16 protein-coding genes and 1 tRNA gene are annotated in these 21,876 nt (G+C 55.2%); 4 read left to right on the forward strand and 13 right to left on the reverse strand.

Annotation, left to right across the window (positions count from 1 at the left end; all coding sequences use genetic code 11):
• The first annotated feature begins 18 nt into the window (after positions 1–18).
• Both RDN66_RS11285 and RDN66_RS11290 read left to right on the forward strand, forming a co-directional pair.
• Positions 19–942 carry an acyltransferase family protein gene (locus RDN66_RS11285; protein WP_308537853.1) on the forward strand — a complete coding sequence of 308 codons (924 nt, stop codon included), beginning with the start codon at positions 19–21 and terminating at the stop codon, positions 940–942.
• A gap of 132 nt (positions 943–1,074) precedes the next feature.
• Positions 1,075–2,007, forward strand: a complete 933-nt coding sequence (locus RDN66_RS11290; protein ID WP_115073910.1) for a nucleoside recognition domain-containing protein — start codon at positions 1,075–1,077, stop codon at positions 2,005–2,007.
• On the opposite strand, the gene RDN66_RS11295 is transcribed toward RDN66_RS11290, so the two are convergent.
• The 3 genes from RDN66_RS11295 to nac all read right to left on the reverse strand — a co-directional run bounded on the left by RDN66_RS11295 (position 1,999) and on the right by nac (position 5,681).
• A complete protein-coding gene (locus RDN66_RS11295) occupies positions 1,999–3,525 on the reverse strand; it encodes an alpha/beta hydrolase (protein WP_374044018.1) in 1,527 nt (508 codons plus the stop codon). The genes RDN66_RS11290 and RDN66_RS11295 overlap by 9 nt on opposite strands.
• Positions 3,526–3,710: 185 nt before the next feature.
• Positions 3,711–4,661 carry an HTH-type transcriptional regulator Cbl gene (cbl, locus tag RDN66_RS11300; protein WP_123652772.1) on the reverse strand — a complete coding sequence of 317 codons (951 nt, stop codon included), beginning with the start codon at positions 4,659–4,661 and terminating at the stop codon, positions 3,711–3,713.
• A 102-nt stretch (positions 4,662–4,763) separates the two neighbouring features.
• On the reverse strand, positions 4,764–5,681 hold the full coding sequence (gene nac / locus RDN66_RS11305; protein WP_035897643.1) for a nitrogen assimilation transcriptional regulator NAC: 918 nt from the start codon (positions 5,679–5,681) through the stop codon (positions 4,764–4,766).
• 307 nt (positions 5,682–5,988) lie between these two features.
• Between nac and RDN66_RS11310 the strand changes: the two genes are divergently transcribed.
• A tRNA-Asn gene (locus RDN66_RS11310) sits at positions 5,989–6,064 on the forward strand.
• 638 nt (positions 6,065–6,702) lie between these two features.
• Complete coding sequence (locus tag RDN66_RS11320) at positions 6,703–7,464, forward strand: hypothetical protein (RefSeq protein ID WP_308537854.1); 762 nt, start codon at positions 6,703–6,705, stop codon at positions 7,462–7,464.
• A 236-nt stretch (positions 7,465–7,700) separates the two neighbouring features.
• Here RDN66_RS11320 and RDN66_RS11325 read toward each other — a convergent pair whose 3' ends face one another.
• Genes RDN66_RS11325 through tagH form a run of 10 tightly spaced genes read right to left on the reverse strand, consistent with a single transcriptional unit; the run spans position 7,701 to position 21,865 of the window.
• Positions 7,701–8,180, reverse strand: a complete 480-nt coding sequence (locus RDN66_RS11325; protein WP_202217687.1) for an Hcp family type VI secretion system effector — start codon at positions 8,178–8,180, stop codon at positions 7,701–7,703.
• Positions 8,181–8,204: 24 nt separating this feature from the next.
• Positions 8,205–9,551: a VasL domain-containing protein gene (locus tag RDN66_RS11330; RefSeq protein ID WP_202217686.1), complete on the reverse strand. Its 1,347-nt coding sequence runs from the start codon at positions 9,549–9,551 to the stop codon at positions 8,205–8,207.
• Between the two features lie 10 nt (positions 9,552–9,561).
• The gene (gene tssM / locus RDN66_RS11335; protein ID WP_308537855.1) at positions 9,562–13,092 is read right to left on the reverse strand and encodes a type VI secretion system membrane subunit TssM; all 3,531 of its coding nucleotides are present in this window, start codon (positions 13,090–13,092) and stop codon (positions 9,562–9,564) included.
• Positions 13,093–13,112: 20 nt separating this feature from the next.
• A complete protein-coding gene (gene tssA / locus RDN66_RS11340; RefSeq protein ID WP_308537856.1) occupies positions 13,113–14,519 on the reverse strand; it encodes a type VI secretion system protein TssA in 1,407 nt (468 codons plus the stop codon).
• A 5-nt stretch (positions 14,520–14,524) separates the two neighbouring features.
• On the reverse strand, positions 14,525–15,277 hold the full coding sequence (gene vasI, locus RDN66_RS11345) for a type VI secretion system-associated protein VasI (RefSeq protein WP_308537857.1): 753 nt from the start codon (positions 15,275–15,277) through the stop codon (positions 14,525–14,527).
• Positions 15,274–17,934: a type VI secretion system ATPase TssH gene (tssH, locus tag RDN66_RS11350; RefSeq protein WP_202217684.1), complete on the reverse strand. Its 2,661-nt coding sequence runs from the start codon at positions 17,932–17,934 to the stop codon at positions 15,274–15,276. The genes vasI and tssH overlap by 4 nt, the downstream gene beginning before the upstream one ends.
• An 11-nt stretch (positions 17,935–17,945) precedes the next feature.
• Positions 17,946–18,707: a type IVB secretion system protein IcmH/DotU gene (gene icmH, locus RDN66_RS11355; protein WP_248538605.1), complete on the reverse strand. Its 762-nt coding sequence runs from the start codon at positions 18,705–18,707 to the stop codon at positions 17,946–17,948.
• Between the two features lie 4 nt (positions 18,708–18,711).
• Positions 18,712–20,055, reverse strand: coding sequence for a type VI secretion system baseplate subunit TssK (gene tssK, locus RDN66_RS11360; RefSeq protein ID WP_202217682.1), 1,344 nt, complete (start codon positions 20,053–20,055; stop codon positions 18,712–18,714).
• Positions 20,056–20,057: 2 nt separating this feature from the next.
• Positions 20,058–20,588, reverse strand: coding sequence for a type VI secretion system lipoprotein TssJ (tssJ, locus tag RDN66_RS11365; RefSeq protein ID WP_374044019.1), 531 nt, complete (start codon positions 20,586–20,588; stop codon positions 20,058–20,060).
• On the reverse strand, positions 20,588–21,865 hold the full coding sequence (gene tagH, locus RDN66_RS11370; RefSeq protein ID WP_248538602.1) for a type VI secretion system-associated FHA domain protein TagH: 1,278 nt from the start codon (positions 21,863–21,865) through the stop codon (positions 20,588–20,590). The genes tssJ and tagH overlap by 1 nt, the downstream gene beginning before the upstream one ends.
• Between the last annotated feature and the right edge of the window lie 11 nt (positions 21,866–21,876).

Below are 21,876 nucleotides of genomic sequence, written 5' to 3' on the forward strand. Positions count from 1 at the left end.
ATAAAAACGCTGGGATGCATGACGGCAGTAACGTTTTTTACTATCTATAACACCTGGGATCATTATGATTATGACTATCACTGGATCCTCGGCTTTCTGACGTTTATTTCAACCATTGCCACACCGCTGTTTTTTGTGGTCGCCGGGTATCTGGATTCTCAATCCCGGCATAATGCACAGTGGCAAATGGGAAAAATTAAAAGCGTGGTCATCGTCTTCCTGTTCTGGGTGACAATTTACTACCTTTGGGAACCCTACCAGCGCGGCTATCTCATTCAGCCGTGGTTTGTATTTTCTTTTATTGTGATTTACACCTTTCACCCGTTAATTGAGTGGCTCAGTCAACGACGCAAGCTGTTCTTCATCACGGTATTTTTTCTGCTGCTGTTCTCTTACGCCTACGACCTGTTGGCTGCACTCTACCCTAACGTTCACGAGCTGAGCCTGGCACCGCAGTACCGTTTGTGGACCTGGTTACTTTTTTACCTGACCGGCCAGCTGTTCAGCGATCCAATGGTGACCCAATGGCTCACCAGTAAAAAAGTCGTCAGGGCCGCGATGATCGCCATACCGTTTATTTACCTCTTCACCTGGTTTTATGAGCGTCATTTCTTTTTCGCACTGTTTAAGGCCGACAGAAATGCGTTCATTCTTACCGGCTCACAAATCTATATATTGGTCTTAGCGCTGGTTATTGCCGCGAACGGCGTGCAATTTCGCAAAAACAGCGAGCTTAAAGAGACCATTCTGGCCACCATCAGTAAAACAATGACCGGCGTCTATATCCTTCACTACTCGGTATTCCACCTGCTGACGGCGCTTATCCCCATTAGCTCGTTAGGCACGAAATTAATGCTGATAGTGCTGACATTTATTCTTTCCGTCGCCATTTCAATGCTGGTGCTATCCCATTCGGTGATGAAAAAAGTCATTACGCTTTGAATGCGCGGGATGAGCAGTACAGTTAGCACCCAATTCCAGGACAGAGAAATACGCGACGGCGATTTCACTTCCTTGCCGCTGGTATTATGATGGCGCTAACTATCCTTACTTCCCGCAGTGATTGAGAATTAGATGGACTTCATCAGCATTATTATGTCGGCAGGGAAGACCTCCGTCGACGTAGCGCTTTATACGCTGCTGCCGATTATGGTGGTTATGCTCATTGTCATGAAATATCTGGAAGTGCGCGGTGTACTGGACGTTATCGTGCGCTGGCTTGCCCCACTTCTCAAACCGTTTGGCCTGACCGGAATGAGCGCCTTTGCGCTGATACAGATGAACTTTGTGAGCTTCGCCGCGCCGCTGGCTACCCTCGCAATTATGGACAAACGCGGCGTTTCTGACCGGCAGATGGCCGCTACGCTGGCGATGCTCTTTGCGATGGGCCAGGGAAACGTCTTCTATCCGCTGACCCCTTTTGGCCTACATTGGCTGGCCTCTATCGTCATTTCCATTGTCGGGGGACTGTGCGCGGCCGCCGTTACCTGGCACGTAACCGGTCGCCGGCTCTCGATGGTTGAGAGTGCCCGTGCCGAGGCGCTTCCCGACGCCGAGAAAAATAATCAGGGGATCATTTCGGTTATTAACAGCGCGGGCTCCGATGCCATCCGCCTGGCGCTCGGTGCCGTCCCGATGCTTATTCTTTCACTGGCTATCGTCGGAGTAATGCAGAAAGCGGGCCTGATTGAAATGCTCCAGCAACTGCTGATGCCGCTGCTGCTGTGGCTGAATATTCCGGTTAACTTCGTGCTGCCTGCGCTGGTTAAATGCGTGGCTGGTGGCACCGCTTACTTTGGCGTCGTCTCTGAGATGGTCCAGCAGGGCAAAGTCACCGTCAGCCAGATTAACGCCTCTGCCGGGCTGTTAATTCAGACCTTTGATCTTCCCGGCATCGGCATCTTTTTAGGCGTCAGCTCCCGCTTCGTCCGCCTGTTCCGCTTTGCGGCGACGGGTGCCCTTGCTGGAATCATCATCCGCACCCTTTTGCACGTCACGCTATTCTGACCGGAGGCAGGCCGCCACATTGATCTGGTGACTACAATCAATATGCTGTTGAATGCGCGTCATCATCCAGGGGAAAAATGGATTGGAGGTCACGCGCATCAGCGTGTCCAGGCCAACGCTTAACGTAGCGGTCTCTCCGCGTAGCGAAATAGTGCCTATGCTGATGCCATAGCGATTTTTCTCCGCGGGCTCGCGGCCATAGAGCGAGTCGGTCAATGGGAACGGCACCGCTATATGAGACAGCGAATACATATCCTGCGGCCAGGCGATATGCAATGGCGTTACGGTTTCCTCTTGCGCCCCGGCAAGCGTCGTGCGAGCCACCGTTTCGTTGGTGCCAGAGTCGGTATTGGTAATGACGGTGGTCCGGTAAGGACGTGGCGCAGGCGGCAGTAGCGTATTGACGGCGGAATATAATGTTGGTCGGAACAACGCGCGTAAATTGGCTGCCTGGTTAATATCAAAAATCACCAGTTCACTGCCGTTATCCGGCAGATAGCGATACAGCGAATCCACCACCGCTCGGGTACTCACCGTCGAATCCATAATGGACTGGAACGTTAATACCGGCGCCAGCGCCGCCAGCCGCTTGCCCTGCGCCTCCTGCACAATTTGCTGCTGCAACGCCTGAGACAGCAGCCACGACTGGCGCGCAGCCTTGACCGGGAAAGAGTTGTATTTATACGGATTAAACTCCGGTACAACGTTGAGCCACGCCGCGCGGGCAAAGGCGGGGAAAATCGCCGGTAATCCAGCCAGCCCGGCAAAACGCGCAAAGGCGGTCACACCAATCATCGGCGATAGCAAAATTATCTGTTGTGGCCGACGCAGCGAACTATCCTCCAAGCTATCAAGGGCGTATTTCATCGCCAGCGCCCCGCCGTTGGAGTAGCCGACAATATGCAGCGGCACATCATTTCCCGCCAGCCGAGTTGCTTCACGCACGGCCATACGGGTTGTCGCTATCCACTGCTCACGGTCGACTCCGGTTAACGCCCCCGGCGCCGTGCCGTGCCCTGGCAGTCTCGGGACGACGGCAACAAACCCCTGTTGCTGATAGCGTAGTGCCAGATAATGCACGCTGTAGGGGGAATCGGTCAGGCCATGGAGCAACACCGCCACGCCGCGAGGTTTCCCCTGCGGCAGCAAGACAAAAGAGCGATTCCAGTCAGGCTGAAACTTACCCGGATAAACCAGGCTTTGGCTGTAAAAACGGTTAATCGGCGTCTTTTCATCATCATTCAGCGTATCCGTCACTTTGCTTTTCAGATCGCGAAAAATTGTCGTTTCCCGCGCCTGATAATCGGCAAACGTCGCACGGTCTATCTCACTGGCGGTCATTTCATCCGCCGTCCAGGTATGCCAGCGGTGCAGTGCCGGGCCACGTTGCGATTCGTATACACGACCAATGAAAAAGACAATGACGACCACCATCAGGCCGATAAACGCCCTTTTCGCCCACGAGATAATGGTCTTGCCAGACGTATTCAGCAGTCGTGTTAAACGCATCATTGCCATAGTGCTATCCGAATCATCTCTCTGTTCGCAAAGGGGTTATCACAAAATCAAAAGCGATCCTGCGATGTGCCTTTTAAACATAGACTAAACCAGGCACCAGTTTGTGGGCCCAGAATATAATGAGTTAAAGAGAAGCAATGACATGGTGGGATAAAAACCCGCGCGCCCCAGGCTGGGGCGCAGCGTTAAATCTGGTAATCCAGTACAGTCTCTTCCAGTTCCATGGCTTGGCGCTTGATCTCCTCGAGCGACAACCCGGCGTTACAGAGCTCGATAAAGCGCCATACGTAGTTGCGCTGAAGCTGACCGCGCTTAAGCCCCAGCCAGACGGTGTTGGCATCAAACAGATGATGCGTATCCAGCCGCACCAGGTTCCCGGACTCTTGCGCATCTCCAGACTGTTCGGCTACCAGACCAATCCCCAGCCCCAGATCAACGTAAGTTTTAATCACGTCGGAGTCCTGCGCGCTTAGCACAATATCCGGCGTAAGGCCCTTGCGGTTGAATGCCTCGTCAATGCGTGAGCGCCCGGTAATTCCCTGGCGATAGGTAATCAGCGGCCAGCGGGCGATAGCTTCCAGCGTCAGCGGGGTGGTATGCGTGAGGGGGTGATCCTTTGGTACCAGCAGGCTGTGGTGCCAGCGGAACCAGGGGAAGGCCACCAGCGTCGCGTCATTGCTTAAGCGTTCACTAGCAATACCGATATCCGCTCCGCCGTTATGCAGCAGCGCGTCTATCTCCTGCGGCGTGCCCTGAATTAACTCCAGGCGCACGTCTTCAAAAATTTCCCGGAACGCTTTGATAACCGGCGGCAGACTATAGCGGGCTTGAGTATGCGTCGTGGCAATGGTCAGCACGCCGGACGCATCGTTGGTAAAGAGATCGGCCAGACGTCGGACGTTACTGGCCTCATTCAGTATACGTTCGGCAATCACCAGCAGGGCTTTGCCCGGCTCCGTCATCCCTAACAGGCGTTTACCGCGACGGATAAAAATCTCAATCCCCAGCTCTTCTTCAAGCTCACGGATATGCCGGCTTACGCCGGACTGTGATGTATAAAGCATATTGGCAACTTCGGTCAGGTTGTAATCCTGCCGCGCCGCTTCACGAATTATTTTGAGCTGCTGGAAGTTCACGCTTCTCTCCGGGTCAATCAGACGTTCAGCTATTGTTAAAGTCTGATGCCCTCGTGAACAAATAATAAAAACCAGCAAGTTATATCTGAATGGAATATAAGCTTAGCTCACCAACAGTAATTCACGATTATCCAACATAGGGCGACTGACCAGTGACATCAGTATTTCTTTCACCGCCTGCGCCTGCGGGGTCAGTTGACCGCGTGCCGACACGTTTAACGACAGCGGCAGACTCATCGACGGCGTGGTGATCCGCGCCATCCAGCCATTTGCGGCGCTACACAGTGAACGCGCTGCCGATTCCGGCAGTACCGTCACGCCCATACCGCTGGCAATAGCCGCCGTCAGCGTTGAGATAGACTCAATCTCGCCAATAATTTTGGCGGTTAAGCGACGCAGCGAGAAGGCTTCGTCCACGCGGGCCCGCACGGCGCTGTAATCCCGCGGCAGGAAAAGATTCATTTCCGCTACGGCGGTGAGATCAACGCTCTGCCCCGGGCAATCGCGGGTCCCGACTAGGTAAAGGTCTTCTTTCAGCAGCGGCTGGCTGACGATCCCGGCAAGCGGTGCGCGATCGTAAAGCACCGCCATATCCAGTTGGCCGTTCAGCAGCTTGTCGTTAAGTACGGTGCCACTGTTTTCGTGCAGATAAACCAGCACTTCCGGCAGCTCATTACGTACCGCCTGTAGCAACGGCATGGTAATCGATGACGCCGCCGTTCCCGGCGCAAGGCCGATGGATACCGTGCCGCTGAGCGTCTGACCAACGTTATTCACCGCCAGCTGCGCCTGTTCGCACTGGCGCAAGATGGTACGCGCATGGGTATATAGCACTTTGCCGGCTTCCGTTGGCGTCACACCACGCTTAGTCCGAATCAGCAGTTGCTGATCCAGCTCCCCCTCCAGCGTCGCGACCTGCTGGCTCAAAGCGGGCTGGGCGATATGTAACACTTCAGCGGCCTGAGTCAGACTGCCGATATCGACAATTTTCACAAAATACTTCAGCCGTCTTAAGTTCATTTTTGCCTCCGGTTCAACATCCACTGCCACGCTGGCATTAAGTAATCGGAGGAGTTGCAAGATGCTTGCCAGTTTTAAAATTGCCAGTAAATCCTTGTAAACCTATGGCTCAGGCGTTTTCTAGCGGCTATCAGAAGATTGCGATCTGCCCCATAAGGGGTACTTCTGCACTTTCACGGTGCAAATCAGTCAAAAAAACAGCAAATGAGGCTTGATTGCTGAAATTGTCAGCAAACGAACTTATTAGCGCTTCTCACCCTTTGACAAGCCGGGGTGACATCGATAATATGCGCCCCGTTCACACGATTCCTCTGTAGTTCAGTCGGTAGAACGGCGGACTGTTAATCCGTATGTCACTGGTTCGAGTCCAGTCAGAGGAGCCAAATTTCTGTTTTCAGGCGTACTTAGAAGTACCTATATAATTAGGTTTCAGTAAGTTAGCGTGAAAATCCTCGCCGATGCTCATCTGTTTTCTCCTCCACATCCTGTAAAACTCTCTAATTCATACGATTCAAGTCTGCTAGTCAATCCGGGCTGCCTGCGTTTCTGATATCTCAAGTTTCGTTTTGGCGGCAAAAAATCCCGCATCAGTCTCGGCGCTTATCCCCTCATTTCACTCTCTGAGGCAAGACCGTTGCGTCAGGCTGGAGTGTAGTTGTAGTGACATCCAGCCCCCCAGGGCATCCCCCCTTCACTGACCATAATATTCACTCCTGTTTGCCGGTTAACAACCTCAAGTGCTTCGTCAATGGTAAGCCAGAGTGGTATAGAAGCATTATTACTGTAGCAGGGGAAAGAATTCATAACTTCTCCTTTCTTATTTTCCATAGTTTGTATTTCATCTTAAAGTACAAGCGCTATTCATTACAAAATTTAAAAATAGGGAAAATACATAATTAATACAACATTCATTGAAGAAGTAAATACTTATTTAAGTATATACAAAACTACCAGAAAGCTATAATAATAGGGTGTTTCGTCTTGTTAAAAGCAAGTTATCATGAAATAAAGGAATATAAAAATGAATATCAGGTTAGTGATATTTTCATGTGCGTTAACATTACTGTTAACGGGATGCTCCCGCTCACCTATTGATGCAAAAAAAAATGGAAAACCGATGCCAGTAGACATCGTCAGTAAACACACGATACAACTCACTGATAAAGATGTATTCGGTAACGAAACCACATTATCGGTTTCGGAAGAAGATATTCAGACGGCACTTGATGGGGAGGATTTTCATGTTCCATTGAACGCAGCTGTGATCTTGGTTCAGTCAGGAAATCGTGCGCCAGAAACGTTAATGCAGCAAGAAATGGCGAAATATTACCAGATATCGACATTCTCCGGTATTCCGGATAAACAAAAAATGGTCTCCTGCAATAAGTCGGTTAAAAATGAAGAGCAGAATACCGATGTCAGTGAAAATATGAATTATATGCAGGCATTGCGTTATATCGCTGCAAAAGGCAATCAGAAGGCCATTATTGTTTACTGGGACACATTACAGACTGGGACATATGATACAGCAATAAAAAGTACCCGCTGGTCAGATTACCGTAATGAAAAACTGAAGGACACCACGTCACTGCGCTATCTGGTTCGCTTCGCGCTTGTAGATGTGGCGACAGGGGAATGGGCCACCTGGTCTCCGGTTAACTATGAATATAGCATTCTGCCTGCCATGAAAGTAAAAACGGCAGTAACCGATCTGCAAATTACCCAGCTCAGACAGAAAACCTATGCTGCAGTGGTTAAAGATCTGGTCAACCGCTATCAGTAAACTCTATCATGACGTCTGCCACCAATAATCTGCGGCGGCAGACAGTGATATAAAAACGCTCGGTCCACAGGCTTATCTCTTTTACCGGATCAGAAATCATGCCCGTATCTGATCCGTAAATTTTTCCTCTTTCTTCAGGCTTGCCTGTTCAATATTCGCCAGCCCCTGCGGATGTTGTCTACGAAAAATATCGGTAATCCGGATGGAATAGGTTGTCCCGCTATTCATCCGCTCCCTTAATAAATTCGGTCCTCCCACAAACTGTACGTACTGGTCCCAGCAATACAGTGCTCCCAACTGATACTTTCGTAAGTAAACGACACAGATTCTTCGGGTTGTCCCTGAGTGCTGGTAATAGTGTGAGGAACGATCAGATCTATTTTTGCTATCCGGGCGGTTGACAGCTTAATCCTGTAGTACATTTCGTTGATACCAAAACGGTTGGTACGATAAAAATCAAAATCATAGGTCAGACATTCATTTTCACTAATAGCCTTGCTCAGTAACGGAGAGGATTTGTCCACCGGCTTGCGGAATGTCAGCATCAGATGATTCACATTCTGCACCCGGCTTAACCCATGATTAAGGCTCATCACCATAATCTGATCCAGATGTTTTAGTTGTGCTTTATTGCCAATGGAGGCCAGCGATGAACATCCCGTCGAAATCAGCCCCTGACGCTGCCCGTTTAGTGTGAGGTAAACTGGATTTGCCATAATAAATTCCTTTTAGTTCAGCTATTATTTTCCGGATGGTGTTCCGGCTGCCGTTCCCGGCATGGTGTTATTTTTCAGCAGCAGCCAGCGGCTTAATACACCATCCAGCCGCTCATTAATCTGTTTTTCCAGAACACCGGTCGTCTGCCCCTTCCCCTGTGCGTCCTGGTACTGCGTCAACAACGATTCCAGCGGCATCTCATGGTTCAGCGTCCGCTCTGCCTGGTAAACCACCGTCTTGATATAGGAAAGTGTGAAGCCCTCTTTTGCCCGTTCGCGCTGAACCAGCAGTTCGGCAAATGACCGTAAATCCTGGCGGGTTTGTTGCCAGCCTTTCATCTGCGGACTACTCTGCGCACGGTTTTTCAGCGTTTCATTCCACTGCGCGGTCGCCTGCTGCTGTTGCAGGCTATCCGGCCAGCGGCTGTCCGCCGTCAGCGTCATCTGCATGCCGGTTTCTAGCGTCTGTAGCGGCGAGACATCCGAAAGCTGTTGCAGACGTTGCCCGTAGCGGTTCAGGTCGGGGGATACCAGCCAGACCGTGGCGGCCCCCAAGGCGATGTCATTTACCTGGGCCAGTTGTTGCTGCATCGGGTACACCTGCCACCACCACAGCGCTGCAGCGATAATGGCGCTACAGGTCACGCCCGCCACAAAGCCTTTTACGCTGAGAAGCGGTGCGTTTCCCGCCGCATGAGGGTGAACTTCCACCGTCATTTCCGGCAGGTCAGGTAACGGAGGAACAGTCTCCGCAACTGTCGATATGGCGGCAACGGCGTTTTCCGGGGCATAGACCAGCGTCCTGACGGTGATTTTCGCCTCCGTGTCCGTAGCGTTCTTCGGCTGCGGCTCCAGCCGTTTGCGCGTGTTCTGCACAAAGTACAGCAGATTTTCCACCCGCGGCATCTTCTTCAGTGCCACCTGCTGGAGTTTGTCGCAGATAAGCTGCAACGCCCGTTCGATGCGGTACAGCAGCTGCAGGTCGGCCTCCGTGAAGGACAACTGCTGTCGCAAAATACTGCCAGTACGGGTATTGAACCAGTCGAGCATTTCTGTGCGTGCAGGGCCGCTCTGCGGCCAGAATTTGTCCCACTCATGGCTTATCATTGCCGCCAGCAGTTCCACGCCTTCGCAAAACCCCGCCAGCCCCTGCGTGCGGGTACGCGCTAGGGTGTAGTAGCTCGCGGTATGCAAATCCACACCACTGGCTTTAAAAATCGCCAGCGCCAGCGACTCCACCAACTTCCAGTTAAGCTCTGGCTGTGACGGGTGGCTAGCCTTATTGATTTCCTCGCGAATGGCGCCGAACTCTGGCAGAGCACGCGGATCGCTACCGGTCACAATGGTCTGTGTCAGTACGTTGTTATTCATCCCTGTCTCCTCAGTACAGCGTATCCGGCAGTCGGAACTGGCTAAATAGCCCGCCGCTGAATGGGTTGTCTTCAGTATCGGTATGCACCCGGTAGACCATCACCCCGCCGTCCACGTTAAAGCGCACGCTGAAGGTGCCCTCCTGCACGCCGGTGAGCTGCCCCGCGCCAAACAGCCGGAACTGTGCCCACGGCCCGCTGAAACTGATGCTGCGCGGCGCGCTGCCATTAAGGCCAATCAGCGTCAGCTTGCTTTCATTGCCTTCGCGCATGTTGTTCGGCCACACCAGATGGGCGGTATAGTTACGTCCCTGGCTGTAGTCCACTAACTGCCCGTCTAGATTCAGCACGCTACGCCGCTTGTTGCCGGAGAGCGACACGGTTTCCACCGCAAACTGCGCGCCTAATCCATTCTGCTGACTGAAAAAGATGTCGCGGATGTTTTGTGCCCGTTCAAGCTGTTGCAGCACGTCTTCGCGGATCACTACGGCATCGTCATCGTTCACCTCCGAGCCCCCCTCGACAAACAGCTTCAGGTTCTGCGTGTAGAACGTATCCAGCACGCCGCCGGGTTTAAAGAAGCGTTCGAAGGCATCCAATGACGCATCCTGCGACGAACGCGGGTTAAACGGATACTTATCCGCTAACTGCTCACTGAACGGTTTCACCACGCTGTCGCGCCAGTCCACTTCCATATAGTGAACCGCCTCCACCATCACCACATGCCAGGCCTGATCCGCCAGTTTACCCACCCAGCGGTTGAGCGGCGCGGGCAGCGTTTTCGCCATCTGGCGGGTGGCGAAAATCGGGTCGCTGCTGTTCTGGTCAAGCCGTAACTGCACTGCTTTCAGGGCAGATTTTCCCGGCGCGGGGGCATTCTGTATTGCCAGCAGGTAGCGGTGCAGCTCCGTCAGCTGCCGGTAAACCGCCTGCATTGTGCTTTCCTTGTCTTTTTGCGCATCCAGCGTGCTATTTTCCGGGGCAAACTCGTGACCGAGGCGGGTAAGCAGTGCGTAGTCCGGCGCGTTTCGCGCCTCCTCACGCGCCTTATCATCCAGCTTGTCAGGCAGGACGATGGCATGGGTATTATCACGCAGCACGATTAATGCCCGCTGGAGCGGCTGGTCGCCGCTGTTGATTTGCTCCAGCGCCCCGATGAGTTCCGTAACGGACTCATAGTCGCGCACGTTAAGGTTATCCATCCCAGCGCGCCAGGTGGCGGTGTAGTCGCCGAGATACTGCTCGGTCAGCTGGCGCTGGATCTCCGCGCGGTCGGCGTCGCTGTATTTCACGCTACCGGTCAGGTTCAGCACCCAGGAATCCATCGCCGTCAGCGCCACCAGTTCATCGCGCTGCGCCACAAAATAGCGTTGTAGCCCGTGACGGGTCAGAAGCTGTGGAATAATCAGTCTGTCGTCATCGCCGGAGATAAACACCTGATCAAAAGTCGGGCCGACCTGATCGCGCAAATTCAGGTCGGCAGGCAAAACGCCTTGTGCGCGCGTTTTCAGGCTCTGATACACACGCTGGTAAACCGGCAGTTTGCTGAGTTCTTTCTGCGCATCAATGACGGGTTTATCGTATAATGTCCAGCGGCTGATGGCCTCCCCTTCACCCGCCCGACGCTGCGCGTGCCAGTCGGTGTGTTGCAGCGCATAGTCCAGATGCGCCATCAGTTGCCCCTGAGTATCACGCTGGCCGTGAAACCGTTCGCTCCAGCGTTTCGCCATGTACTGTTTCACCACTTCGTTATTACGCCCGCTTTTATCCTCCAGCATTCTGAGCACGCGCAGCGCGGCCAGTTTCTGCTCGCTGTTCTGTGGGGCAGTTGCCAAATCCTTTATCAGCCCGTTAGTAAGCGCCGGAAGATAACGCTGCTCCAGAAGTTGCAGATAGGTCTGTTCCACATACGGGCCGATGCGCCTCCCCTGATATAGCCCGAGCTCGGACAGACGGCTGCGATCGCCCCAGTCGCCATAGGCCAGAGTGGCGTCACGTACCGGGTTCAGCAAAGGGAGTTGCCGATCGCCATAGTCATCTACTCCCTGCGGCGGGGGAACATCCATAAAGGTTCTGGCCTGCTCCAGCACCCTGACGCCCGCACTCCAGTTGCTGTTGTAATAGTGATGCCAGCCACCGGCCGCCAGCACAATCAACACCGCGCTGGCGGCAGTAAATGCCATCATCCGACGGCGGGCGTTACCCAGCCAGATGCTGTTTTCCCCGGACAGGTTCGGTTCCGCCAGCAGCGTCTGTGGAAACAGATTGCGGGTAAAATACGGCATGGTGTCGACCAGAGGCCAGGCCATGAGTGGGCTGATACCCAGTTGATACTGCCGGGCGGCGGACTGCGTAAAAATATCGTCCACCTGCCCGCGCTGGAGGGATGACGTGAGATATACGCCGCGCAGCATCACGTCCATGTTTTCACCGTCCAGCAGGCTGTCGAGCAGCGCAGTCAGCGTATCGTTAACCCCTTGCATCTGGCGGACGAAGCTGAACAGGGCACTGCGATGGTGGTTCTGCGCCAGCATCAGATCCGGCAAAGCCTGATTGAGTTGGGCTCCCCATGTCTGCCAGAATGCGTTCAGCTCAGAACGCCAGTCATCATTCTCATGGGCATGGCGGGGAAAGGGGACGCCGAGAATAGCATCGCGCTCTGCCTTATCCAGCGAGGTAAACAGCGGGGAAAAACCGGCCAGCAGATCCAGCTTGGTCAGCACAATGTAGACCGGCAGCTGGCAGTGAAGATGTTGGCGCACGGCTTGCAGGCGGCTGCGTAAGATCTGTAGCAACGCTTCGCGGCGACGCTTATCAGCGGTCAGCAGATCGGGCAGGTCCAGCGTCAGGATCAGGCCATTCAGCGGCTGGCGGGCGCGATTTTGTACCAGCCAGCCCAACCAGTGTTCCCACAAACGCCGGTGCAGCGTATCCGCATCCGGCTCTCCGCACAGCGCACCGCTGGCGTCAAAAATCACTGCCTGTTTACCGACGTGCGGCGTGATATACAGCCGCTGTTCCGTTCCGCGTATCACTTCCGGCGTGTAAATAATGTCAGACGGAAAGCCCTCGCGCAGCAGCGCGGTTTTGCCGCTTCCGCTAGGGCCAATAACCATGTACCACGGCAGTTGCCACAGATAATGGCGGCTGTCGAGATGGCGCTGGAGACGCAGCAGCCAGCGGTCAAGGTAGCGCTGCTGGGCGTTCAGTTCGAGGTTGAGCGGGTCTTTTTCTTCCTCACGCTGTTGTTTCTGCTGCCGTTCAAGCTCTTGCAGGCGTTTTGTGACCCGGACGGTCAGCCATGCCAGGGTTATCAGGCCCCAGACAGCGGTGGCCAGCCAGCGGTGTGACAGCGGTTTCAGCCATGATTCGTCATAAAATTGCCATGCCGGACCTTTCCACCAGATCCAGACCAACAGCACGACCCAGACCAGCGCCAACAGCCACGCCACAGAAATCTTAAATCGGGGCATGGCCGGTCTGAGCATGGAAGCCAGTCCGCTGAACAGACGGGGGACACGGGGTGTGGGTATTCTGAACACAAAACGCTCCTGTTTTTATCTCACTGTTCCTGCGTGAGTTTTTCTTCCAGCTGCTTGAGCAGCGACGGCTCCCAATCGGACAGCATGGTTTGCAAGCCCGCCTTAAACAGCATCCGGTAGTGCTGCTGCGCCAGCTGTGCCATACCGGACGCATCCAGCAGCTGCGCCGTCAAAAACTGGTTGTAAAATCGCCGGCGAGGCGAGTGTTGCGGCTGCTGTTCCGCCAGCACCAGCGCGGCTTCAAGCCCCTGCTCTCGGTAGCTTTGCCAGACCTGCTGCGTTAATTCATCACCGTCCCTCACTGTGCCTGTGCTCTTTGTGGGTTCATCCGCCAGCCACTTCCGGGTGGCGTCGCTGATAAACGGGGTGTGGTCGTTAAAACTCAGTGCAGTAAGCTGCGGTAGGCGGGTCAGGAAGCGACGCACTTCATCACGAATCGCCTCTGCCACATCGCTGAACTCCAGTTTCTTTGCAATCTGTACGGACAGATAATGACCATCCATCCAGTACGGGGCCAACAGCAGGCTGTTTTCCACCTGCTGCCAGAGCGCCACATCAGCACTGGCGAGCCGCGCCCGGTAGTCCGCCGTCATATCTGCGGAAACTGCCGCCAGCGGCGTGCGCCCGTCGCTTTCCGACTGAGGAACGCTGGTGATGGTCTGCCACAGCGCTTGACGGCGCAGCCGGTAGCCCAGCGGCGAGTCCGGCTGGCGTTCGCAGAGAATGGCGGCGACTTTCAACAGCGTGTCGCGCCAGGCTTTATCACTGTGGCTGTCAATACTCACCACCGTCGCAGGGACAGCGGTATCCGGCGCGGAAGGAGCAGAAATGGCGGTCGGGGTATCTGTTATTAAGATTGATGGTACTGACGTAGCCGTTGCAGGAGAACGGTCACAAAACGCCCGCTGATACAACGCGAATAAATCATCCGTCGCGGAGGCCAATTCCGGCATATTATGCGACTGCCAGCACTGCGCCAGTTTTGTCAGCTCGCCCAGCAGAAAGTCCCGTTGCTCCGGCGCTGAAGCGGCGGCAAATGCGGCGATCCCCGGTTCAAAGCGTTTCAGTATCTGGCTGGCAAAACGCCCTTTGTTCGCGGCGTTCTGCGGCCAGCCGGTGGTCCAGTAGTGCGCGACATACTGCATCAGCATCCTGAGCGCCAGCAGCGGATTCCCCGCGTGTTGCAAGGTACGCAGAAGATGTGCCACCAGGCGAAAATCCTTGCTTTCTGAAGCCAGAAGCATCAGCCCCTGCCGCTGGAGTTCCGGCACATCAAGCTGTGCATGATTCAGCGAGCCGAGCTTGACGATTTCACCGTCTATATATTCCCACTGCGGGTTATCATCGCTGAGTTTCGCAGTCAGTTTCTCTTCCGGCAGTATTTCCAGCAAGTGAGACAGCCAGAACTCCGGGTTCTGTATATCCATATTCGTCACTCCCCTGCCCAGTGACAGGCATCACGCAACGGCACAATGGTCTGTGCCAGTCCGTCAATGTTAAAGGTCAGTTTGTTTCCCGGTCCGGTATCAATCGTCAGCGTTTTTGAGCCGAACAGATGTTTGATTTCTTCAATCCCGGTCAGGCCTCGACTGGATTCCAGCAGCATGCCGTTTTCCCGCACAAACCAGTGCGAACGAAACGTGCCGCCCTCAGTCACCAGGCTGACCGGCATATCGTTTTCCGAAAGGGTTTGGGTCAGTGCCACCTGCATCCTGGTGATGTTGTCCACGCAGGAGAAAACCAGCACCGGGCGCGGCGGCAGGCTGCCGATGGCGGGAGTGGTGATAATTACCGTCGGGCGTTCACCGGTGTTTTCGCTTATCAGCAGCGTCGTAGCGTTATCCGTGCGCCGCTTCTCCTGTTCAATAGCTCGTGTCCAGGACTCGCCCTGATAACGCGCTTTTGTCAGCACGCGAGTAAAGCCCTCCGGTTGTTCTGGCGCAAGAATGCGGTCATAGCAGTCAAGCCGCTCTAGCGGAGCAGGCTCTTTCCGGCAGGCGTTCATGGCTTTCACCCGGGCCTGTACATCCGCACAAGTAATGATCCGAATATCTGCCGCCGTCGCCGCCGCGGCCTCCAGAGCAATACCGGGAACACCCCGCTCCGGCTGAACCGTGGCCTGTGCAGCGCTGACAGTCATCCCTGCCAGTAACGCGATATACCGGAAAACGTGCGCGTGACTCACAGGGCAGCATCCTCTGCTTCCTGCTCCGGCACGCTATCGCTGACGGCTATCTCTTCTTCAATGTCAGCGGTAAATTCGCCGTCCGCCACGCCGAGGTTTATTTTTGTGATCGCTGCGTTTGCCGCCATCTTCTGCAACAGCAAAAGCGACAGCGGCGGCAGCATATCGCCGTCAATCACGGACTCCAGCATGCGTGCACCGTTCTCGGCGCGGGTGACGCGCTGCATAATTTCATCAGTCACCTCCGGCGCAATTATCACTTCCGCGTTAAAGCGGGAACGCAGCACGTTGTCGAGGCGCGCCAGTTTCCCTGCAATAATAGTCCCGAGCGTGTCGCGTGACAGCGGCAGGTACGGCACCACTTCCATACGCGCCAGCAGCGCCGGTTTGAAGAAGTCGGCCAGCACCGGGTACAGTTCTTCCTGCATGGTTTCTGCGTTGTCTGCGTGTTCGACAATCACCTGATAGCCAAGGTTGGACGTGAGGAAAAAGACGATATTTTTGCAGTCAATCAGCCGCCCTTCGCCGTCGGCCATCTCGCCTTTATCAAATGCCTGGTAGAACAGATTAAGCACGTCCGGGTGGGCTTTTTCGACTTCATCCAGCAAAACAACAGAGTACGGTTTCTGGCGAATCGCTTCGGTCAGCACCCCGCCCTCGCCATAACCGACATAGCCCGGCGGCGAACCAATCAGACGGGAGACGGTATGCTTCTCCTGGAACTCTGACATATTGATGGTGGTGAGATACTGGCGACCACCGTAAAGCAGCTCCGCCAGTTGCAGCACAGTTTCGGTCTTGCCCACGCCACTCGGCCCCGCCAGCAGGAATGCCCCCAGCGGACGGCCAGGACGGCGCAGGTCGGCGCGCGCGGTGAGCAGGTGCTTGTGCAGATGCTTAATGGCTAAATCCTGGCCCTTGATGGTGTCGCCAAGCCACTGCGGCAGGTCGGTGATGACCGACATCTCATTCTGCGACAGACGGTTAAGCGGCACGCCGGTCCATTCAGCAATTACCGCAGCGATCTGTTTTTTATCCACGTGCGGGGAAACCAACAACTGTGTGCAGTGCAGGATGTCCAGTTCATCGGTCAGTTGCGCCAGGCGTTCAGCAGGAGAAATTGCCGATTCTGCTTCAGCCATCGCTTCAGTTTCCTCCAGCAGCCCTTTACGCAGCGCAATAATCTCTTGTACCAGCGCCTGCTGCTGATGCCAGGCATCTTCCAGCGTTTGAAGTTCCGTCTGTGCGGTTTCATACTGCGTGTGGACTTCACCAAGACGTGTGGTGTCCACTCGCAGACCAATACGAATTTCCCGCTCGAGCTGACGGATTTCCGCCTCGCACTGGCGGCACAGTGTGGTTAACGCTGAAATCTGCTTTGGCGGCGAAGAGAGGTTAATCGCTACCCGCGCACAGGCGGTGTCCAGCACATCGATGGCTTTATCCGGCAACTGTCGCCCGGAGAGGTAGCGCTCGCTTAACATTGCCGCAGCCTGTAAGGCGTCGTCATCAATCAGCACGCCATGCGCCTGCTCATACACCGCCGACAGACCGCGCAGTATAATGGTCGCCTCGGCGGCGTTGGGTTCGCTAACCTTCACTAACTGGAAGCGGCGCGACAGCGCGGCATCTTTCTCGAAGTATTTTTTGTATTCGCTCCAGGTGGTAGCGGCGATGGTCTTCAGCTCGCCGCGCGCCAGCGCCGGTTTAAGCAGATTAGAGATATCCAGCCCGCCCTGCTGGTTGCCCGCACCAATCAGTGTATGCGCCTCGTCAATAAACAGAATAACTGGCTTCGGTGACTGGAGCACTTCCGCCATCAGCCCCTTGAACCGTTTTTCAAATTCGCCTTTGACTGATGCCCCCGCCTGCAACGCGCCTAAGTCCAGCGTCATAATATCGGTATCGCGTAGTTTATCCGGCACCTGGCCTGCAACGATACGCAGCGCTAGCCCTTCAATCAGCGCGCTCTTGCCGACGCCCGCCTCGCCTACCACCACCGGGTTGTTTTTACGGCGGCGGCAGAGAATGTCGATCATCAGGTCAATTTCGTTATCACGGCACAGCACCGGATCGAGTCGTCCCTGACGGGCATCCTCAGTCATGTTTTTCGCGTAGCGTCCCAGCAGACTGTCTTCTGAATGCGCCGCAGATACGGATTGCTCCCCGTTCTGCATTACCGACTCCGCAGATTCCCGCGTCCAGTCGGGAAAATCCTGGCGCAGCCGGTCACGATTGATCCCCGTCAGCAGGCGGGCCGCTGCGGGCGGGACATAGCGGTGTGCCGACTGCAACAGTGTCAGCAGCAAAGTGCCGCCACGCAGTTCGGTCTGCTGCATCTCGGCGGAGGCCAGCAGCCAGCCGTCACGCAGCCATTCAACCAGCAGCGGTGAGAACATCGGGTAACTGTCGGCGTGGCGCGTCGTGGCATAGTGCTCCACCGTCAGCGCCAGCCCCAGTTCTTCCCTACCAATCGCGACTTTTTCTATAATGACGCGCAGATCGCTGCGCGGAATAGCCAGCATCTGTATAAGTACATGACTGACGGTAATTTCGGTGGCCTGTAGGCTCATACAGGCCGTGGCGGCCATCTCCAGCGCCTGGCGGGAAAACGGGTTCAGTCGTTTTACCAGCGTGGATACATCAATCTGGATCATAAAAGGCGTCCTTACCTGGCAAGCAGCCGGTTCAACTGGTGAAGAATGTCCTGGGTCTGGCTGTCCAGACGTAGCAGGTAAAACAGATAGAATGTCGCCAGCACGGCAGCGCAGCCGAGCAGGACGTGCTTAACGGTGAGTCGTTTAATAAGCTGGTAGCGCCCGCCTCGGGTTTTCTTGTCCTGATGTAATAAAGGGAATGGCGCGTCGCCACGCAGCTTATGCAGAACGTAATACAGACGGCGGTATATCTGCTCAAACTCGCCCTGATCCTGCACGGCCACCTTGTAGCGCCCGCGAAAACCGAGCGAAAAACAGAGATACAAAAACTCCAACAGGTCCCGGTAACGCGCAGGTTCGCGTATCAGACGCTCCAACAGAATAAAGATCTTCTCGCCGCCCCAGGCTTCGTTGTGGAAATGAACCAGCAGTGACTGTTTGATCCACTCATTTTTATTCGACCAACCGTTACCCAGCGCAGCCTCGTCAATGAAAGTGCAGAGGATGTATCGAAACGAGACGATCACGCCAGGTTCATAACCCTGCTCCTGAAGCAACTGCTCCACCGCCTGAACGTCCGTCACCACCTGCGTGAACAGGTGCTCAGGCATGGCGTTGCCGCTCATCTCGGTCACGCGCATCACCATCCCCAGCAGCGGCGTGGCGGCGTCGATCATCGGGTTAAGGCTGTTGCCGCGAAGGCTCAGTTTATACTGGCGGGAGGTGGCTTCTTCATCATGCTCATCCAGCGAAAGGACCGTCTTTTCACTCATAAAATCAGCCTCTGATTGCCCACAGCTGCATATCCAGATCCGGGAAAGTACCGGAGATATGCATCGCCAGCGCGCCCGCCGTTAACACGTCCTGCCAGGTGGAACCGCTTTTTTCCAGCTCGAAATAGACATAGCCATCGTGGTACGGCAACTGGCGAGGCGCAGCAGGTAGTGCGCGCAGCGGGATACCCGGCACCTGAACGCTGACCATATTGCGGATTTTGTCAGTGGCGGCGATTTTAGACTGCTGGGTGAACTGGAGGATTAGTTGCGCATGTGGCATCCGGGCACGGACTGCCAGCACGAACACCCCGGACTGCAACAATCCCGGATCGTTGACCGTCGCCAGATACACCCCCTCGGTAAAGATCAGCGGCAGGTTCTGCGCGCGCGGTTGCAGAACAATGTTGAGCGCCCGGCGCAGTTCGGGGATCACCGTTTTAAAGGACTGTGTGAGATCCCGGTGATCGTAGGGTTCGACCGCACACGGCAGACGGCTGTTTTCAGTAAAGGTCATCAGTTCGCCGAGCAGACGCACCAGATCCAGGTAAAACGTCTCCGGGTGCAGAGTATGCAGATGAGCACGGTGAGTGAAGTGCATCTGGCTACGGTTGAGCATCTGTAACATCATAAACTCGGCCACATCGGCAATACCGCTCTGCTCCGGCGAGCCAATTCGTTTCGCCAGATCGGCGGCGCGAGTGGCGATCATCCCCTGCACGTCACCGACAAAACGGTTCAGCATCGGACTGACACGCACCGTCTGGCAGGTGGGGATAAATTCCTCATCCACTACCAGACCGCCGCCTGCCCGGAGACTGCGAATACGACACAGCGGCAGCACCATCATCGCGCTGAGATCCTCCGCTCCGCTGACAATGCGGAACACCAGTTGACCGAGCGAAAGTGGCTGGACGTCACCGTTTTCCGTATGCACGTCGCAGACGTCCATATAGCTCAGACGATAACGTTCTGAACTCTGCCCGGCACGGCGTACGTCCTGAATTTCGCTGATATTATGGCCACTGACCGGCAGCGCCAGATAAATGTCGTGGCTCTCCGGCGTTGTCAGTTCGCCCGGCTGAAACGGCAGCGGCAGTAGATCCTGGTCAGGAATGCGGAATACCGTACCGTCCGGCAGACAACCTGCGGCCTTGTCAATCATCACCCTTCCCTGCGCCAATAGTTCGGTATTCAGAGATAGTTCGGTAAATCCCCAGGCAAAGTCCGTCTGCGCGTCCAGCCGTTCGTGCAGCAGATAATCGGTATGGCGCTGCTGCTGCTGAAAATGCTGCGGCAGTGCAAACAGCCCCTCCTGCCAGAGCACGCGGTTATTGGTGGTTGCCATCGTCAGTTATCCTCGGTTTTCATTTCAATACTGTTCTGCCGGAGATGCGCCAGCAGGCGATAGTGGTGGCCGGTGTTCTCCACCGGTACGATTTGCTTCCAGACGCCTGCCTGGTCGTCGGAGAAATAAGCGACAATACCGATAAATTGCGTTTTGGCATCCAGCTCTATGTCAGGCAGCGTTTTAAGCGTATCGGGCAGCAGGGTAAAATCCTGATGGTCGATATAGTTTTTCCCCAGCGCCTCTGGCAACGGCGTGGACACCACCAGGTCATAGTCCGCTCCTTCAAATTTTGAATCGTCGCTCAGATACACCAGCTGCACATCCACTGGCGCAGCTTCCCCTTCCGTGTTCATATTGGCATCAGGTTCAGTCAGCAGCGTGAGTGTCACCGTTGAGGACTGCAGCTTCAGGTCACCCACCGTGATGTCCGGATTGGCGATAACCTGGCCGATTTTTTTGCTCATCTCACAGCCGCTTAACGTTCCAACCAGCGCCATAAACAGCAGAACGCACGCAAACCTGCCTCTCATCATGCTTCCGGTTCCCGCTGCTTTTCACGCAGCACGCGGTCATAGACTTGGGCATACACCTCGTTAAATAGCATCGCGAACCCCTGCTGGCGGTCAGACGCCAGTTCATCGTAATAATGGCGGTACATCTGCCAGGCTCCAGCGTCGTCCAGCGCCCGGCGCAGTTCATGACTGCGCCGGTACTGAACAAAGCGCTTCAGCAGGTTTTGTGGTGAGAAAGCATCAAGCATCACCCGCAGCGCTTCGGCAATCGCGGCCCGGTTGGCTTCTTCGTGATGGCGAACGTTGCGCAGGCTCTCGTGGATTGCTGCCGGGGCTGCCAGATGTACAGGGCTTTTTCCTTCGGCGAACATCACCTCCAGCACCGTGGCATAGTCCAGATTCAGACGCAGCGGATTATCCTCCAGCGGACGCAGATGTTTATCCGACAGACTGTTCTGGCTGTACTGCAAATCGAGCAGTCCCTGAATGGCCGCCTGCAGCGCACGTCCGGATTCTTCCAGAAAGGCATCCGCATCCTGCGAATTGCTGACGCTGAGTGAACTGCCCAGCCCACGGAGCAGCGGCGTCACCGCCAGATGCCGTTGCACCGTCTCCGCCGAGGAAAGCGCCTCATCATGCGGTGACGTATACACGGGTGGCAGATCCATAAATGGCGTGTCGATCCCGCCGCCCGCTTTCAGATCGGACAGCGGTACGGTCGGCTGACCGAAGGCACCTGCTGCCGCCGTGGTGAGAGTTTCGCTCTGCAAAACCTGCAACGGATCGGTGGAAAAGGCGTTCGCCACGGTCGCTGTCAGCTGATGGCGGTACGGCAGCCCCGAATAATCCGGCTGACCTTCGGTGGACATCAACGTTTCTGTCAGGCTGTCACGGTGGTTAACAATGCTTTCCGGCGCGGCCATCTGTTCGTCATAGCTGACACGACGGCCTTCATGTAAAAAGGCTTTCAGCGCCAGCGCGCCAATGCTGATTTCATCGCCCTGACGCAGACGTACCAGTCCGGTATCCGTGGCAACCGCCGCCAGGTTAATCATCACGCCGGGCATCAGACTACGCAGGCAGAACGCGGCGTCATGCAGCACTATCTGGCAGGCGCGACCGGCAACTGCACCAGCTCTGTCCTGCACCGACCAGTGGCACGTGGAAGCATGACCAATATCTCCACCCTCAGCGGAAAACAGACATTTCGCGGCGCGGCCGCTTTCTAGCTCATTGCCGTTCATCACCTGCAACGTCAGCGATAATCCGGAAGATGTCGTTTTTTCCTCAGCCATTTGTGGCTCCA

This window comes from uncultured Kluyvera sp., assembly GCF_902485085.1.
GTDB classification, from domain to species: Bacteria; Pseudomonadota; Gammaproteobacteria; order Enterobacterales; family Enterobacteriaceae; genus Kluyvera; species Kluyvera ascorbata.

Excerpts from the sequence above, each read along its gene's own strand:
- RDN66_RS11285 (WP_308537853.1), top strand. The coding sequence starts at position 19 with ATGACGGCAGTAACGTTTTTTACTATCTATAACACCTGGGATCATTAT.
- RDN66_RS11290 (WP_115073910.1), top strand. The coding sequence starts at position 1,075 with ATGGACTTCATCAGCATTATTATGTCGGCAGGGAAGACCTCCGTCGAC.
- RDN66_RS11295 (WP_374044018.1), bottom strand. The coding sequence starts at position 3,525 with ATGGCAATGATGCGTTTAACACGACTGCTGAATACGTCTGGCAAGACC.
- nac (WP_035897643.1), bottom strand. The coding sequence starts at position 5,681 with ATGAACTTAAGACGGCTGAAGTATTTTGTGAAAATTGTCGATATCGGC.
- RDN66_RS11320 (WP_308537854.1), top strand. The coding sequence starts at position 6,703 with ATGAATATCAGGTTAGTGATATTTTCATGTGCGTTAACATTACTGTTA.
- RDN66_RS11325 (WP_202217687.1), bottom strand. The coding sequence starts at position 8,180 with ATGGCAAATCCAGTTTACCTCACACTAAACGGGCAGCGTCAGGGGCTG.
- RDN66_RS11330 (WP_202217686.1), bottom strand. The coding sequence starts at position 9,551 with ATGAATAACAACGTACTGACACAGACCATTGTGACCGGTAGCGATCCG.
- tssA (WP_308537856.1), bottom strand. The coding sequence starts at position 14,519 with ATGGATATACAGAACCCGGAGTTCTGGCTGTCTCACTTGCTGGAAATA.
- tssH (WP_202217684.1), bottom strand. The coding sequence starts at position 17,934 with ATGATCCAGATTGATGTATCCACGCTGGTAAAACGACTGAACCCGTTT.
- icmH (WP_248538605.1), bottom strand. The coding sequence starts at position 18,707 with ATGAGTGAAAAGACGGTCCTTTCGCTGGATGAGCATGATGAAGAAGCC.
- tssK (WP_202217682.1), bottom strand. The coding sequence starts at position 20,055 with ATGGCAACCACCAATAACCGCGTGCTCTGGCAGGAGGGGCTGTTTGCA.
- tssJ (WP_374044019.1), bottom strand. The coding sequence starts at position 20,588 with ATGAGAGGCAGGTTTGCGTGCGTTCTGCTGTTTATGGCGCTGGTTGGA.
- tagH (WP_248538602.1), bottom strand. The coding sequence starts at position 21,865 with ATGGCTGAGGAAAAAACGACATCTTCCGGATTATCGCTGACGTTGCAG.